This window comes from Segniliparus rugosus ATCC BAA-974 (assembly GCF_000185725.2).
Classification (GTDB): domain Bacteria; phylum Actinomycetota; class Actinomycetes; order Mycobacteriales; family Mycobacteriaceae; genus Segniliparus; species Segniliparus rugosus.
This window is the reverse complement of the sequence record NZ_KI391953.1, coordinates 1579219-1593690: the sequence shown is the minus strand read 5'-3', so window position 1 is coordinate 1593690 and position 14472 is coordinate 1579219. Positions and strand designations below refer to the sequence as shown.

Below are 14472 nucleotides of genomic sequence, written 5' to 3'. Positions count from 1 at the left end.
AATGCCCGGACCCGGCTCCGGCTCCTCAACGGCTTCCGGCCTCCCGAGCGGCACCGCCTAAGATGGCCGTATGACGCGAGCTGGCACCAAACTGTGGGCGTTGCTGTGGACGGCGCAGCTCCAATTCTTCATCGTGTACGAGGTCGTGGCCTCGGCGTGGCAGGTTCCCTTCGACTGGAAGCGCAACGCGATCAGCGACCTGGCCGCCGCCGAGTGCTACACGAGCCAAGGCGACGGGCATCCGGTCTGCTCCCCCTGGCATTTGGCCATGGGGGGCTCCTTCCTCCTGACCGGGGCGCTCATGGCGGCCGGGGCGCTCCTCGCGCCGGGAGCGCTGTTCGGCAAGGCCGCGAAGAGCCTGCTGGCCGTCGGCGGGATCGGCTTCTTGATCGTCGGGCTCACCCCGCGCCTGAGCGACTCCGGCCTGCATATGACCGGAGCCCTGCTCACCATGGTGTTCGGCAACATCGGGCTCCTGCTCGCAGGCTGGTCGGCCCGCCGGAGCTTTCGCGCCGCCGGGCTCGCCGCCGCCCTGTGCGGGCTGGTCGCGCTGATCGCCACGGCCACCATGGTCGTCACCCAGCTCATCTGGGTGATCCCGCCTGGTCCGGACACCGCGTGGGCGCTGTCTTGGTTCGGCCTGATCGAGCGGATCGTCGTGTACCCGACCATTGTCGGCATGATCGTCCTCGGGGCTGGCGCGCTGGTCCCGGAGCGGCGAACGGGGCGCTAACCGCGCGAGCGCACGACGACCAGCGTGTTCACGATCAACCGCCAGCCGAGCAGGAACAGCGCCGTGACGGCGCTCGCGACGAGCAGGAAGCTCCACGCGACGGCTTGTCCGGTGAGCGCGCGCAGGAGCATGCCGATCCAGACCGCGCCCAACCACACGGACACTCCGGTCGGCGTGATGGCGCGCGGCGCGCGCCATCCCCGCACGACCGCCCAGCCCGCGGCCGCGCCGATCAGGAAGGGCAAAGCCGTCGCCAGGACGCCGAAGACGCTGTCGTGCTCGTGATGGCTGCGCCTGCCGACCGCCGCGAAGACCAAAAGGAAGATCGCGTCCACCGCCATCGCGGTCCGGGGCCGCATCGTCGCCAAAGCTGTCACCATCTTGCCCACTGTAGACTCGTCCCGTTATGAGGGATCAGACGACCGGAGTCGTGCGGACTCCCCCGCCTCGCGGCGACGAGCGCGCGACTGCTCCGGCGGCCCGGCGAGCGGCGCTGCACGAGAAACGCCAGCGCCTCGCCCGATCCCGCCCCGGCAAAGACCGCAGGACGCTGCTCGACCGGGTCACCAGCTGGCGGACGCTCGGCATCCTCGCCGCGATCTGCGCCGTCGCGGCCGCCGGATCGTGGTTCTGGCCGAAGCCGCGCGAGCACAGCGTGAATCCCGCCGCAATGCGGATCACGACGGAGGAGTTCCCCGCCGGATACATCACCAAAGAGGGCTTGAGCCTGAGCTCGGTCGCGTTCCCGCAGCAGAACCTGCCGAACACGAAGTACGAGCCGCCCCGATGCGCGGAGTTCACGGCGCAAAACCCCCTCGCCGAGGTCGGGGACGGCAAAGCGTCGTACGGGGTGCAACGCGGGTCCAACGAGCTGCGGACGATGGCGCTCGGAGTCGTCGGCCGCGTGGTCTCCTGGGACCAGTTCGTCCAGTTCGCGCAGTCCTGCCCGACGTTCTCGATGACCAACAGCTTCGGCGGCGGGGATCTGAGCATCCAGAAGCAGCAGCCTCCGGGCTCTTCGGCGGACGAGGCGGTGAGCTACTTCCTGACCACCCATAGCGCGAAAGACCGGGCCGCCAAGGACAGCTCCATGCTCGTCATCCTCGCCCATGTCTCCGACCGCACCGTCTTCGCCGGGCTCACGCTGCAGTCGCTCAAAGCGACCACGCCCGACCAATTGCCGGACCGCGACGCGTTCACGAAGCTCTACGCGACGCTGGTCCAACGGGTCAAAGACAATAGCTAGCGGGCCGCTGCCCCCGTCGCGGTCAGAAATTGAACTGCCCGCCGCCATCGGAGCCGTGCGCGGAGCCCTCGCCGACTTCGGGGGTCCCGCCCGGCTCGACCGGCCGCGCGGCCGCGCCGCTCTCTTCCCTCAGCCGCGCCCGCCAGTACGTCAACGCCCGCTCCGCGTGCGAGGTCATCGAGTCGCCAGGAACGAGCACTCGCCGCAAGTCCGCGACGAACCGCTCGAAATCCGCGACCGCCTCCCTCGCCTCGCCGCCCATGGCGGGCGACCACTTCCAGTGCAGGAAGCTGTGCCGGGCGGCCAAGACCACAATGTTGTCCGGGCCGAAGACCCGCTCCAGCTCGGGCAGCAGATCGCGAAGGCTGGCCACGGCTCCCGCCACATCGCCGCCCTCTCCGCGATATTGCGCGATGTCCACGCGGCACTGCAGCATCAGCGTGTAGTCGGACCCAGCGAGGTCTCTGATGAGCCGTTCCGCCGCCGCTGCGGCTCCCGCGAAATCGCCGGCCCCCGCGAGCTGGATCGCGGCTTCCCTGCGGCGGACCATGACGTCCCCCGGAGCGCGCGCGGCAGAGCCGCCGGATTCCGCCTCCTGCCGCTGCGCGAGGCGGGCTCGCCAGTGCGCAAGCATTTCTTCGGAATGCTTGGTCTGCGCGTCCCCCGGAACGTACACCCTTCGCTCGTCCGCGAGGAGCCGCTCCCACTCGTCGACCGCGGCCGCCAGATCGGCTTCGTCCTCCAGCGACCTTCGCCGCCACACCGCGGAGCTGTGGCGGGCGCGCAGCACGAAGGGGCTGTCCGCCCCGAACTCCCGCTCCAGCTCGGGCAGCAAGGCCTCGGTTTCGGCGAGCGCGCCCTCCTGGTCCCCGCTCTGCCCGCGCAATTCGACGATGTCGCTGCGCACATGCAGGCCCAACGGATAGTCCGGGCTCCCTTCGAAGTCCGCGAGGAGACGCTCCATCGCCGCGATGGCCCCCGTGAAATCGCCCGAGTCCGCGAGCTCATAGGCAGCCGCGCGACGAGTCGCCAGGACGTCGGCGTCCACCCGCCGAGCGGGGCCGCCGCTTTCCGCCCGTTGCTCCTGCGCGAGACGCGTCCGCCAGTACGCCGCCATCTGGGCCGCATGCTGTGTCAGCTGGTCGTCCGGGCCGAGCGCCGCGCGCTCGTCCCCGAGCAGCCGTTCCCACTCGTCGACCGCCTCGCGCGCGCCGGTCTCCTCCTCCGGGGACCAACGCTGTTGCGCCAGATCGTGGCGGGCGCGCAACGTGAGCGCGTGGCCGGGGCCGAAGACCCGCGCCAACTCGGGAGCCAGCCCGACCAGCTCCTCGACCGCCCCGGCGCGGTCGCCGCCCGCCCCAAGCCATTGGGCGAGGTCCTGGCGGCACTGCAGCCGCAGCGGGTGGTCGGCGGCTTCCCAGTCGCCCGCGACGAGCCGCCGCAACGTCTCGACGGCTCCCGCCGTGTCCCCCGAGGCTCCGAGCCGGTAGGCGGCGGCGCGCTGGTCTTGTTTCTCCTCGATTCCCACGAGCGGAGCATACACCCGGATCCGAGGCGCGGAGAAAAAGTCCAGGGGCTTGCCGCCCGGCGGATCCGCCGGGCGGCAAGCCCCTGGACTTCGGGAAACTCTCTCGACTAGACCGTGTCGTTGAGCGGCTGGTCCACCCAGCTCATGAGCCCGCGCAGACGCTTGCCGACCTCTTCGATCGGGTGCTCGGCGTTCTCCTTGCGCAGCCCTTCCAGCTCCTTGTTGCCGCCCTCGACGTTGGCGACCAGGCGCTTGACGAAGGTGCCGTCCTGGATGTCGGTCAAGATCTCGCGCATACGCTGCTTCGCGCTCTCGTCGACCACACGCGGACCGGAGAGGTAGCCGCCGAACTCCGCCGTGTCGGACACGGAGTAGTTCATCCTCGAGATCCCGCCCTCGTACATGAGGTCCACGATCAGCTTAAGCTCGTGCAGCACCTCGAAGTAGGCCATCTCCGGGGCGTAGCCCGCCTCGACCATGACCTCGAAGCCGGTCTGCACCAGCTTCTCCGCGCCGCCGCAGAGCACGGCCTGCTCGCCGAACAGGTCGGTCTCGACCTCTTCCTTGAAGGTCGTCGCGATGACGCCCGCGCGGTGCGCGCCGAGCCCGGCCGCGTAGGAGAGCGCCAGGTCCAGGGCTTCGCCCTTGGGGTCCTGGGCGACCGCCACGAGCGCGGGGACGCCCTTGCCGTCGACGTACTGGCGGCGCACCAGGTGGCCGGGGCCCTTCGGCGCGACCATCGCGACCGTCACGTTCGCGGGCGGCTTGATCAGCTCGAAGTGGACCGCGAGGCCGTGCGCGAAGAACAGCGCGTCGCCGTCCTTCAGATGCGGGGCGATCTCCTCGCTGAAGATCTTCGCCTGCGAGGTGTCCGGGGCGAGGACCATGATCACGTCGGCCCACTCCGCGACCTCGGCGGGCGTGCCCGCGATCAGGCCTTGCTCCTGGACCTTCGCCCGGGACGGCGAGCCCTCGCGCAGGCCGACGCGCACGTCGACCCCGGAGTCGCGCAGGTTGAGGCTGTGGGCGTGGCCCTGGCTGCCGTAGCCGATGACCGCGACCTTGCGGGTGGCGATGAGCGCCGGGTTGACGTCTTCCTCGTTGTAGACGGTGACCGACCCTTGTTTGCTGGGCATTCCAACTCCTTTGTGTGTTGTCGTGTTGGTTGTTCGTGTGCTATCGCTTGGTCACCAGCGCTGGTTCTGCGCGGTGATCGGCTTCGAGCCCCGCCCAAGCGCGATGACCCCGGACTGGACGATCTCTTTGACCCCGAGCGGGTCGAGCACGCGCAAGAGCGCCTCGATCTTCTGTTGGTTGCCGGTGGCCTCCACCACCACGGTGTCCGAGGAGATGTCCACGACTTTCGCCCGGAAGAGGTTCGCGATCTCGATCACCTGGCTGCGCACCGTGGCGTCCGCGCGGACCTTGAGCAAGATGAGCTCTCGGGCCACCGAGGAGTCCACCCGGTGCTCGACGATCTTGATGACGTTCACCAGCTTGTTGAGCTGTTTGACGATCTGCTCCAAGACCGGCTCCTCGACCGTCACGGTGACCGTCATCCGCGATATGTTGGGCTGCTCGGTCGGGCCGACCGCGAGCGAGTCGATGTTGAACCCGCGCCGGGAGAAGAGGGAGGACACCCTGGCGAGCACGCCCGGCTTGTCCTCGACGAGGATCGACAGGATCCTCGTCTCGCTCGGCGTCGCAGTCGCGGTCATTTCAGTCCTCCATGGCCCGGAAGGGGCAGGTCTTCGGTGTCGTCGAACAACGGCCGGATGCCCCGCGCCGCCATGATCTCGGAGTTGCCGGTGCCCGCGGCCACCATCGGCCACACCTGCGCGTCCTCGCCGACGATGAAGTCGATGACGACGGGCCGGTCAGTGATGGCCCGCGCCTGGGCGATCGCGTCCGCGACGTCCTCCTTGCGCTCGCATCGGATCCCGACGCAGCCCAGCGCCTCGGCGAGCTTCACGAAATCGGGGATGCGCAACGTGTGGGTGGAAAGGTCGGTGTTCGAGTAGCGCTCCTCGTAGAAGAGGGTCTGCCACTGGCGGACCATGCCGAGATTGCCGTTGTTGATGAGCGCGACCTTGATCGGGATGCCCTCCACCGCGCAGGTGGCGAGCTCCTGATTGGTCATCTGGAAGCAACCGTCGCCGTCGATGGCCCAGACCTCCCGGTCGGGCTCGCCGAGCTTCGCGCCCATCGCGGCGGGCACCGCGTAGCCCATGGTGCCAAGGCCCCCGGAGTTGAGCCAGCTGCGGGGCCGGTCGTAGCCGATGAACTGCGCCGCCCACATCTGGTGCTGGCCGACGCCCGCGCAGAAGACCCCTTCGGGGCCGACCGCCTTGCCGAGCTCCTCGATGACGTACTCGGGCGAGAGCTTGCCGTCCGAGGGCCAGTCGTAGCTGAGCGGGTAGGTGTCGCGGATCTGGTTCAGGTAGGCCCACCACTCGGCGAGGTCGGCCTCGTCCCCGGTCGCCTTGAGCGAGCGGATCGCCTCGACGAGCTCGCCGATCGTCTCTTTGCAGTCGCCGACGATCGGCACGTCCGCCGCGCGGTTCTTGCCGATCTCCGCCGGGTCGATGTCGGCGTGGACGACCTTCGCGAAGGGCGCGAAAGAGTCCAGCTGTCCGGTGACCCGGTCGTCGAACCGCGCGCCGAGCGTGATCAGCAAGTCAGCCCGCTGCAACGAGGCCACCGCGGCGACCGTGCCGTGCATGCCGGGCATGCCGAGATGCTGGCGGTGGCTGTCGGGGAACGCGCCGCGCGCCATGAGCGTGGTGACCACCGGGATGCCCGTGAGCTCGGCGAGGGTCCTCAGCTCCGCGCTCGCGTTCGCCTTGATCACGCCGCCGCCGACATACAGCACCGGGCGGCTGGAGGAGAGGATGAGCCGGGAAGCCTCGCGGATCTGCTTGGAGTGCGGCCGGGTCGTCGGCTTGTACCCCGGCAGGCGGCGCTGCGGCGGCCAGTGGAAGGGAGCCTTGGCGTTCTGCACGTCCTTCGGGATGTCCACGAGCACCGGGCCGGGGCGGCCGGTTGCCGCGAGGTGGAACGCCTCCGCGAGGATCCTCGGGATGTCCGCGATGTCGGTGACCAAGAAGTTGTGTTTCGTGACCGGCATCGTGATGCCGCAGATGTCCGCCTCTTGGAAGGCGTCGGAGCCGATCAAGCCCCTGGGCACCTGTCCGGTGATGGCGACGATCGGCACGGAGTCGAGGTACGCGTCCGCGATCGGGGTGACCAGGTTCGTCGCGCCGGGCCCGGAGGTCGCCATGCACACGCCGACCTTGCCCGTGGCCTGGGCGTACCCGGTGGCGGCGTGCCCGGCTCCCTGCTCGTGCCGGACGAGGATGTGGCGGACCCTCTTGGAGTCGAGGAGAGGGTCGTAGGTCGGCAGGATCGTCCCGCCGGGCAGGCCGAAGACGGCTTCGACGCCCAGCTCCTCGAGGCTGCGGATGATCGTTTGCGCGCCGGTCAGGATCTCGGGCGCGGATTGCTGCCTCGGAGAGTCGGCTCGCTCTTCGCCGCGCCCGGTTTCGGAAGCGGTCTTTATGGTTGAGGCGGTCACTGTTGTGCTCCTTTTTCTCTATTCCTCTTGTCGTCGGCCTCAGGATCACTGATGGCACGCGTTGTGCTGGCCACACAAAAACACCCCCGCCAGGATCGCTGGTCAGGGGTCAGGCGCGTCGTCGCTGCAAGCGGGAATCAGGCGACGACGCGCCTAGATAATTACCTCAAGTAGCTGCTCACGCATGGCGCAAGTGTAGCGCCGCCACGAGCTGTCGGGCAAATCGGCTTCTCAACTGCCCTTTCCCACCCGCATGGGTCACGGCGGCAAACTCCCCTCCAACGCGTCCGCCACGCCTTTCGCCTCCCGCGCATCCTCGCCCGCGACACAGACCATGACCTCGAGGAACGCGTTGCGGCGGGCCCGCGCGTCGTACGCGCAGCGCCGCCCGCCCGCGTCCTCCCGCTCAGATCGCCAGCGGAGCGCGTCCGCCGCCGTCGGGTCGGCGTGGAACGTCAGCGCGAACTCCGCGCCTTGCGCGGTGGTCTCCGTCGTGGACTTGCCGTCGCAGACGCGCAAAGCGGAGACCACCGCCGCGAACGCCCCGCGCGCCTTCGCTTCCGACGGATACAGCCCGACAGCGAGCACGACCTGCGTCGAATCGTCGTCCTCGGCAGGCTGGACCGTCGTCTTGCTGAAGGCCGCCCAGTCCTGCCCATAAGCGGCGCGCATGCCGACCGGATCAGCGAGCCGGCATTCCTCGACCGTTGTTTTCGAATCGGCTCCAGGGGCCGTCACTGCCCGCGACCAGCCCAGATCCACGCCGAGCAACGCGCCCGCCTGGTCGGGGGCCACAGTGACCGAGGGCAGGGCGCGGCCGGGGACCAGGCTCGCCACGTCCGGCGAGGCCAGCGGCAGCAGCCTCGGGTCCGGCGCGGCGCGGCCTGGGACGACCGTGACTCCGAGCCAGGAGCCGAACCCCATGCCGGTGAACACAGCAGCCGAAGCGAAAAAGCCGAACGCGACCGGGCTCAGCCGCCCCTGCCCGGGCCGTGCCCGCCCCAGCTGTAACCGCATCAGGCGATTATCTCACTCAACCCTGCTCGCGATTGCCCTCATCAGGCTCGCGGCCATGCCGCCCGCGTCGCCCCGCTGGCAGAACATCACCGAGAAAAACATGTTGGCGAGCGCCTGCGCCTGATAATCGCAATGCCAGTCGCGCGAATCCTGCTGCGCCGTGGTCCACACGATTCGCTTGAGCTGCACCGGAGCCGAGACGACCCGCCACACCTGCTCCTTCGCCGCGTGCTGCACAGCCTGCGAGCCGGAGCATTTCCCGAGGTCTTCGCCCAACGCGTCGAGCGCCGCCGCCGCCGCTTTACGCGTTGGGTAGATCGCGGCGGCCTCAGCGACCACCTCGACCGCCCCCTCCTCCTTCGGCGTGCGCGCGTAGTAGTAGGCGAAGCTGGACCATCGGTCCCCGAGCTGCCGCTTGAACCCGATGTCGACGGCCGTCATGCAGACGTCCGGGGTCACCCGCTGATCCGGGAACGGCGTGCTCGCCTCTTGCTCGCCGACGAGTTTCCGGCCGAGCGCCTTGGCGAGGTCTGCCTTTCCGAGCAGGACTTTCCCGATCTCCTCCGGGGCGAGCGGGTCCGGTTCCGGAGCCGAGGGCGGCGGCGCGGCCCCCCTCGGCGCGGATTGCGCGATGGCCGTCGCGACCGAGGCCGTGCCAGTGGTCCCGGCTTTGCCGCATGCGGCGAGAAGAACGCCGCACAGCAGCGCTCCCAAGGCTGTTCTCACCTCGCTGCGCATCGAAAAAATTTTATCCCCAGACGTGCTCGCGCCGCTCGCCGAACGGTGCGGTATCGTGAGCAGCATCACTGATCCGTCTGCGGCCTAGATGACCTCGGATAACGCTGGGCGCAACGCTATTGAAGAACGACAAGGGAGTGACGTGCGTATGGTCTCGTGGAGGACTGCGGCGAAAGCGGTCTTGGTCTTTGTGACCGCAATCGCCTACACGCCAATCGCGACCCCGGCCGAGGCGCTTGCGGCCCCCGCCGCCACGAGCGCCCCTGCCGCGGGGCTCGCGAGCGCGACGGCGGACGACTCCGACGGCCCCGAGGACGGCGCCGGTTCGGACGAGGACGACGGACCCCCGCCCTGCCTGCCCGGCAACGCGCCGAGCGCGGTCACAGGACGATGCGTCCCCGATTTCCCCGAGCACGAGTGCCCGGACGGCGGGATGAGCGTCTGGAACCGATGCCCGCGCAGCGCGCCCTGCGCGGGCGGCGGCGCGAGCGTGAACGGCGAGTGCCCCGGGCCGGTCCAGCGGTTCTGCGAGGGCGGCGTGAGCTTCGAGGGCTCGTGCCGAGAGGATTCGGAGGATCGGACGGACTCCGAAGACCCGCGCCTGACCGCCCACACGGCCCGATCGTCCTCGGTGTCGCCGCTATCACCAGTTTTCGGCTAGACGAACTTTTTACTTCGGCTGTACGATGACAGCCGTGAACATCCGGACCTCCTCGCCGCGTCCGCTCGTGTCGCTCCTTGGCCCGGCTTTCGTGGCGGCCATCGCGTACGTGGACCCCGGCAACGTCGCCGCCAATGTCGCCGCCGGGGCGGACTACGGCTTCCTCTTGGTCTGGGTGATCGTCGTAGCCAACCTCATGGCCTGTCTGGTGCAGTACCTTTCGGCCAAACTCGGCGTCGTCTCGGGCATGACGCTGCCCGAGGCGGTGGGGGCCCGCCTGTCCAAACCCTCCCGAATCGCCTACTGGGCGCAAGCCGAAGTCGTCGCCATGGCCACCGACCTCGCGGAAGTCGTCGGCGGCGCAATCGCGCTGCACCTGCTCTTCGGGCTGCCGCCGCTGGTCGGCGGCGTCCTCACCGGTGTGGTGAGCATGGTTCTGCTCCTCATGAAGGACCGCGAAGGCCAACGCGCCTTCGAACGGATGATCATCGGATTGCTCTCGATCATCGCCGTCGGCTTTCTCGCGGGCTTGGTCATCGCCCCGCCCGAAGCGGGCGACGTCGTCGGCGGGCTGCTCCCCCGCTTCCACGGCACGGGCAGCGTCCTGATCGCCGCCGCCATGCTCGGCGCGACCGTGATGCCGCACGCCGTCTACCTGCACTCCGGGCTCGCGAAAGACCGGCACGGGCCAGTCGACGCCCGACAGCGCGGCCAGCTGCTCCGAGCCACCCGCTGGGACGTCGGCTTCGCGATGGTGCTCGCCGGAACAGTGAACCTCGCGATGCTGCTCGTCGCGGCGCAGAACCTCCAAGGCGTCACCGGCGTGGATTCCATCGAAAGCGCGCACGCCGCCATCAGCGAGCGGGTGGGCCCGCTCGCCGGGCTCTGCCTCGCAGTCGGCCTCCTGGCCTCCGGGCTCGCTTCGAGCTCCGTCGGAGCGTACGCGGGCGCGATGATCATGCACGGGCTTCTGCGCTCGAAAATTCCGCTGCTCGCGCGCAGGCTCGTCACCCTCGCCCCCGCGCTCGTGGTCATCGCGCTCGGCGCGAACCTCTCCGAGGCACTGGTCCTCTCCCAGGTCGTGCTCTCCTTCGGGATCCCCTTCGCGCTCATCCCGCTCGTCCGGCTCACCAGCGACCCTTTGATCATGGGCGAATCCGTCAACACGAAGACCACGCTCGGCCTCGGCTGGCTGATCGCGATACTGATCAGCGGGCTGAATATTCTCTTGATCTGGCTGACTGTGAAAAGTTAGGCTCCGCTCATGGCTTTGAGCGTCCTCATCTCCGGCGGCGGGGTCGCCGGACCGGCCCTCGCCTTCTGGTTGAACCGGCACGGACACGCCACCACCATCGTCGAGCAGGCCCCGGCCCTGCGTGTCGGCGGACAAGCAGTCGATTTCCGGGGCCCCTCCATCGCAGTCCTAGAGAAGATGGGCGTCCTCGCCCATGTCCGCGCCCAAGCCACGGGCATGGGCCCGGCGACCATCGTCGACGAACAGGGCCGCCCCATCGCCGAAGAGCCCGCGGAAGTGTCCAGCGGCGAGCTCGAAATCGTCTGGGGCAGTCTGGCCCGCATCCTGCACGACGCGGTGCGGGACCAGACCGAATACCGTTTCGGAACCCGGATCACAGGTCTCGACGACCAGGGCGAGAAGGTCGCGGCGACCTTCAGCGACGGCAGCGCGGAAACCTACGACCTCGTGATCGGCGCGGACGGACTGCATTCCGGCCTGCGCGCGCTCGTCTTCGGGCCGGAGGAGCAGTTCGTCACCCAGCTCGGCCAATGCTTCTGCTATTTCGACATCGAAAACCATCTGAACATCGACCATCGCGGGATCTTCCTCGAAAGCCCCGGCAGAATGGCGGGGCTGCAAGGCGTCGAGCCGGACCAGCCCGCGCGGGCGATGCTGTACATGGCAGCGCACGACCTCGCTTTCGACTATCGGGACACCGAGGGCAACCGGCGGCTGTTCGCCGAACGGTACGCCGGGCTGGGCTGGGAGGTCCCGAACATCCTGCGCGCGCTCGCCACCGCCGACCCGGTGTATTTCGACACTATCGCCCAAGTGCACCTGGCCGAATACAGCCGGGGCAGAATCGCCCTCATCGGCGACGCCGCCTGGTGCGCCTCCCCGCGCTCGGGCATGGGCACCTCGCTCGCGGTCGTCGGCGCGTACGTGCTGGCCCATGAGCTGCGCGCGGCGCGAGGCGACCATCGCGCCGCCTTCGCCCGTTATCAGCAGCTGCTCATGCCTTACGCCGCGCGCTGCAAGAAACTCGCCATCGACAGCCTGAAGGCGGAAGCCCCGACGGGGCCCTTCGGCAGGGCGGTCCGCCGCCTCTCGCTCCACGCGCTGCGCTTGCCGTTCGTCAGCAAGATCGTCGCGGAACGAGCGCTCGCCGTCGGCCGGTCCTTCCGGCTCCCCGAGTACGAGCAGGGCTGAACGCCGAGTTCGCTCGGACGCGCATCAGGCTCGCCAGTCCCCCATGCTCGCGACATGGTTGAGGCTGGCGACGTCGAACCCGGACCAGCACGCCCGCCGGTCGGGCCAAGGATCGGACTCCAGCCTCGGCGCGGCGTCCAGGATCAGCGTCCGGCGCTCCTCCGGGCAGTACTGCGGCCAATTCTCGTCGGGGGCCGCGCCTTCGGCGAACCGGAGCCATCGGCGCTGCAGATGCTCGGTGGTCTGCCGCAGCGTCGCCCGCCCGCCGAGCGCGAGCAGCGCGGCTGCGAACGGGCCGCCCGCGTCCGGAAAGCAAGCGCCGAGTTCGATCCCGTGCGTCGCCCCGAGGCCCAAAAGCCTTGTGAGGCGGCTCGACCAGTCGAAGCGGTACATATACGTCGGCGCAAAGCCGCTGTGGGCTTGCGCCACCGCGAGCGAGGGGATCCAATAACGCACGTCCCCGATGAACGAGATCGCAGATCGCCGCTTGGCCGGCCGAGGATACACGGCCCTGATTCGTTCCGCCGCGCCCGGATCCATCGCGGCGACCACCGCCGTGAGGTCTTCGCGCTCGGCGACGAGCTTGCGACCGCCCAGCGTAGCCGCCACATCGTCTCGGTTCGTGCCGATGACGAGCGGCTTGCGATGCGCGTGGCCGAGCGAGAACGCGTCGACGATCCGGCGCGGCAGCAACACGCCGTCCACCAGCGGCGCGAGGCACCTTGCCCCTCGCCGCCGCCTGGCGACCAGCTCGCCGAGCCGCAGCGAGGCGGCGAGAAGTTCGTCCGAGGTCGCGCGGGCAAGCGCGGCCCCTGCTTCTCCCGGCTCGGCTCCGAGGGCTTCGCAGAACCATCGCGCGTAGAGCCGCGCGTCCTCCCGTTCGAGCACCGTGCCCGCCGGGGGGCTCTGCGCGATGGCCCTGGCGAACAATCCACCGGCCTCCGGAGCCGCCATCAGCGCGAGCACCGTGCCAGCCCCGGACGACTGCCCCCAGATGGTGATGTTGTCCGGATCGCCGCCGAACGCCGCGATGTTTTCTTGCGTCCAGCGCAACGCGGCGAGCGCGTCCCGCAGACCGAGGTTGTCGTCGAACGGCCTCCCCGAGCCGCCGAGTTCGCCGAAGTGCACGAACCCGAACGCGCCGAGGCGAAAGTTCACGCCGACCAGCACGACGTCGCTCCTGCGCAGAAGCGACTCGCCGCCGAAGGTCGCCCAGGAGGATTCGCCCATGAGGTTGGACCCTCCGTGGAAGAACACCATGACCGGGCGTTTCTCGCCCGGTTCGGCGCGAGTGACGATGTGCAGGCGCAGACAGTCTTCGGACGGAGGGACGTTCTTGGCCGCCGGAGCGGACAGCGTTCCTTTCGGCTGGGGACAGCGCGGGCTGTAGCCGACCGCTTCGCGCTCGCCCGCCCAGGGCTCCAGCGGCTGCGGGGCCCGGAATCGCAAGCCGCCGACGGGCGGCTGCGCGTACGGCACGCCGTTGAAACGCGCGAAGCCTCCTTCTCGGACCCCGCGCAGCACCCCTTGCGCGACTTCGACGCGGGGCCGCCCCGCGTCGTCCGCCCCGGAGCCGCTGACGGCCGCGGGGCGGACGACGCCCTTACGCGACAGGGCTGCCCGCAGCCGCGCCGACCGCAGCTCCGACCGTCGTCGGGTTCGAGACGCCGATGCTCGTGTGGAGCGTGCCGTTCGCCAAAGCGACCCCGAACTCGGCCAGGCCCACCCCTGCTCCGACAAGGCCGCCGAGCCCTATGCCGATCACTGTGCCGATCGTGCCGCCGACCACCGGGCCGATATTCGCCGCGTCCGGGCCGAGGAAGCCCAGCACTCCGCCGAGCTGCCGGCCCACCTCCTGCCCCGCCAATGCTCCCAAGCCCACACCGATGGTCGTTGCGGCCACCCCGCCCGCGATGCCGTCGATGCCGCCGTTGATGAAGCCGTGGAGGCTGATCGGAGCCCAGTTGCCGTCGTTGATGTGCGACGTGATGGTCGCGACTTGGCCGAAGCCGAACGGGTCGCTCGACTGCGTGCCGCTGCCGAAGGAAGAGCCGATCGTCGGCGTGCCGGCAGTGCCGAACAGGTTCGTGTCGATAGCTCCGTTCGCGCCGCCGATGACGGCCCCAGCCGCAGCCGCTCCAAGCCCCACAGGAACGCCCGCCACACCGCCGAGGACAGCACCAATCACTTTTCCGATGGGCGCTGTGACGGATTGGACCGCGCTGATCACCTGCTGATTCTGAACTAGCCCGCCGAGCGAGCCGATGATCCCGCCGACGTTCCAGCCAACATTGGTTCCGACCTGGGCGCCGTACGTGGCTCCAGTTGTGATCGCGTTTTGCGTCGCGGTGAAGCCTGCGGCGAGACCGCCGACAACTCCGCCTGCGATACCTCCGAGGATCCCGCTGACGTGGATCTCCACGCCGGGAATAGTCGCGCCGAGAGATTCGCCGACCGTGCGCCCGACCGCTGCGCCCGAGATACCACCGTTGATCGCGGTATTCCATGCTGCACCTATCCCCAAAGGAT

The 14472-nt window shown here is 69.3% G+C and carries 14 protein-coding genes; 5 read left to right on the top strand and 9 right to left on the bottom strand.

Annotated features, from left to right (window positions below):
• Window positions 1–70 precede the first annotated feature (70 nt).
• Window positions 71–733, top strand: a complete 663-nt coding sequence (locus HMPREF9336_RS07855) for a DUF998 domain-containing protein (protein WP_007470670.1) — start codon at window positions 71–73, stop codon at window positions 731–733.
• Here HMPREF9336_RS07855 and HMPREF9336_RS07850 read toward each other — a convergent pair.
• Window positions 730–1092 carry a DUF3054 domain-containing protein gene (locus HMPREF9336_RS07850; protein ID WP_040585256.1) on the bottom strand — a complete coding sequence of 121 codons (363 nt, stop codon included), beginning with the start codon at window positions 1090–1092 and terminating at the stop codon, window positions 730–732. The two genes, HMPREF9336_RS07855 and HMPREF9336_RS07850, sit on opposite strands and share 4 nt — an antisense overlap.
• A 47-nt stretch (window positions 1093–1139) precedes the next feature.
• On the opposite strand from HMPREF9336_RS07850, the gene HMPREF9336_RS07845 reads away from it, so the two are divergent.
• Entirely contained in the window at window positions 1140–1979 is an 840-nt protein-coding gene (locus HMPREF9336_RS07845) for a hypothetical protein (RefSeq protein WP_007470667.1), read from the top strand.
• A gap of 22 nt (window positions 1980–2001) precedes the next feature.
• On the opposite strand, the gene HMPREF9336_RS07840 is transcribed toward HMPREF9336_RS07845, so the two are convergent.
• The 6 genes from HMPREF9336_RS07840 to HMPREF9336_RS07815 all read right to left on the bottom strand — a co-directional run bounded on the left by HMPREF9336_RS07840 (window position 2002) and on the right by HMPREF9336_RS07815 (window position 8836).
• Window positions 2002–3507: a hypothetical protein gene (locus HMPREF9336_RS07840; protein ID WP_156920319.1), complete on the bottom strand. Its 1506-nt coding sequence runs from the start codon at window positions 3505–3507 to the stop codon at window positions 2002–2004.
• 107 nt (window positions 3508–3614) lie between these two features.
• Window positions 3615–4643 (bottom strand): ketol-acid reductoisomerase, encoded by a 1029-nt coding sequence (gene ilvC, locus HMPREF9336_RS07835; protein ID WP_007470662.1) that lies wholly within the window; start codon window positions 4641–4643, stop codon window positions 3615–3617.
• Window positions 4644–4694: 51 nt separating this feature from the next.
• On the bottom strand, window positions 4695–5225 hold the full coding sequence (ilvN, locus tag HMPREF9336_RS07830) for an acetolactate synthase small subunit (protein WP_007470659.1): 531 nt from the start codon (window positions 5223–5225) through the stop codon (window positions 4695–4697).
• Window positions 5222–7066, bottom strand: coding sequence for an acetolactate synthase large subunit (locus HMPREF9336_RS07825; protein ID WP_051357304.1), 1845 nt, complete (start codon window positions 7064–7066; stop codon window positions 5222–5224). Before HMPREF9336_RS07825 ends, ilvN begins: the two co-directional genes overlap by 4 nt.
• A 273-nt stretch (window positions 7067–7339) precedes the next feature.
• On the bottom strand, window positions 7340–8098 hold the full coding sequence (locus tag HMPREF9336_RS07820) for a sensor domain-containing protein (protein ID WP_007470655.1): 759 nt from the start codon (window positions 8096–8098) through the stop codon (window positions 7340–7342).
• 12 nt (window positions 8099–8110) lie between these two features.
• Entirely contained in the window at window positions 8111–8836 is a 726-nt protein-coding gene (locus tag HMPREF9336_RS07815) for a sensor domain-containing protein (protein ID WP_007470654.1), read from the bottom strand.
• 190 nt (window positions 8837–9026) lie between these two features.
• On the opposite strand from HMPREF9336_RS07815, the gene HMPREF9336_RS07810 reads away from it, so the two are divergent.
• The 3 genes from HMPREF9336_RS07810 to HMPREF9336_RS07800 are packed head-to-tail and all read left to right on the top strand — an operon-like array spanning window position 9027 to window position 11943.
• The gene (locus tag HMPREF9336_RS07810) at window positions 9027–9497 is read left to right on the top strand and encodes a hypothetical protein (protein ID WP_156920318.1); all 471 of its coding nucleotides are present in this window, start codon (window positions 9027–9029) and stop codon (window positions 9495–9497) included.
• Window positions 9498–9522: 25 nt separating this feature from the next.
• Window positions 9523–10752: an Nramp family divalent metal transporter gene (locus HMPREF9336_RS07805; protein ID WP_021030321.1), complete on the top strand. Its 1230-nt coding sequence runs from the start codon at window positions 9523–9525 to the stop codon at window positions 10750–10752.
• 9 nt (window positions 10753–10761) lie between these two features.
• On the top strand, window positions 10762–11943 hold the full coding sequence (locus HMPREF9336_RS07800) for an FAD-dependent monooxygenase (RefSeq protein WP_007470644.1): 1182 nt from the start codon (window positions 10762–10764) through the stop codon (window positions 11941–11943).
• Between the two features lie 24 nt (window positions 11944–11967).
• On the opposite strand, the gene HMPREF9336_RS07795 is transcribed toward HMPREF9336_RS07800, so the two are convergent.
• Window positions 11968–13557 (bottom strand): carboxylesterase/lipase family protein, encoded by a 1590-nt coding sequence (locus HMPREF9336_RS07795; protein WP_084206661.1) that lies wholly within the window; start codon window positions 13555–13557, stop codon window positions 11968–11970.
• Window positions 13547–14467 carry a hypothetical protein gene (locus tag HMPREF9336_RS07790; RefSeq protein WP_007470642.1) on the bottom strand — a complete coding sequence of 307 codons (921 nt, stop codon included), beginning with the start codon at window positions 14465–14467 and terminating at the stop codon, window positions 13547–13549. The genes HMPREF9336_RS07795 and HMPREF9336_RS07790 overlap by 11 nt, the downstream gene beginning before the upstream one ends.
• Window positions 14468–14472 lie beyond the last annotated feature (5 nt).

What these genes read in the sequence shown, in the direction of transcription:
- HMPREF9336_RS07805 (WP_021030321.1), top strand. Translation starts at nt 9,523, where the DNA reads ATGACAGCCGTGAACATCCGGACCTCCTCGCCGCGTCCGCTCGTGTCG.
- HMPREF9336_RS07845 (WP_007470667.1), top strand. Translation starts at nt 1,140, where the DNA reads ATGAGGGATCAGACGACCGGAGTCGTGCGGACTCCCCCGCCTCGCGGC.
- ilvN (WP_007470659.1), bottom strand. Translation starts at nt 5,225, where the DNA reads ATGACCGCGACTGCGACGCCGAGCGAGACGAGGATCCTGTCGATCCTC.
- HMPREF9336_RS07855 (WP_007470670.1), top strand. Translation starts at nt 71, where the DNA reads ATGACGCGAGCTGGCACCAAACTGTGGGCGTTGCTGTGGACGGCGCAG.
- HMPREF9336_RS07815 (WP_007470654.1), bottom strand. Translation starts at nt 8,836, where the DNA reads ATGCGCAGCGAGGTGAGAACAGCCTTGGGAGCGCTGCTGTGCGGCGTT.
- HMPREF9336_RS07800 (WP_007470644.1), top strand. Translation starts at nt 10,762, where the DNA reads ATGGCTTTGAGCGTCCTCATCTCCGGCGGCGGGGTCGCCGGACCGGCC.
- HMPREF9336_RS07820 (WP_007470655.1), bottom strand. Translation starts at nt 8,098, where the DNA reads ATGCGGTTACAGCTGGGGCGGGCACGGCCCGGGCAGGGGCGGCTGAGC.
- HMPREF9336_RS07850 (WP_040585256.1), bottom strand. Translation starts at nt 1,092, where the DNA reads ATGCGGCCCCGGACCGCGATGGCGGTGGACGCGATCTTCCTTTTGGTC.
- ilvC (WP_007470662.1), bottom strand. Translation starts at nt 4,643, where the DNA reads ATGCCCAGCAAACAAGGGTCGGTCACCGTCTACAACGAGGAAGACGTC.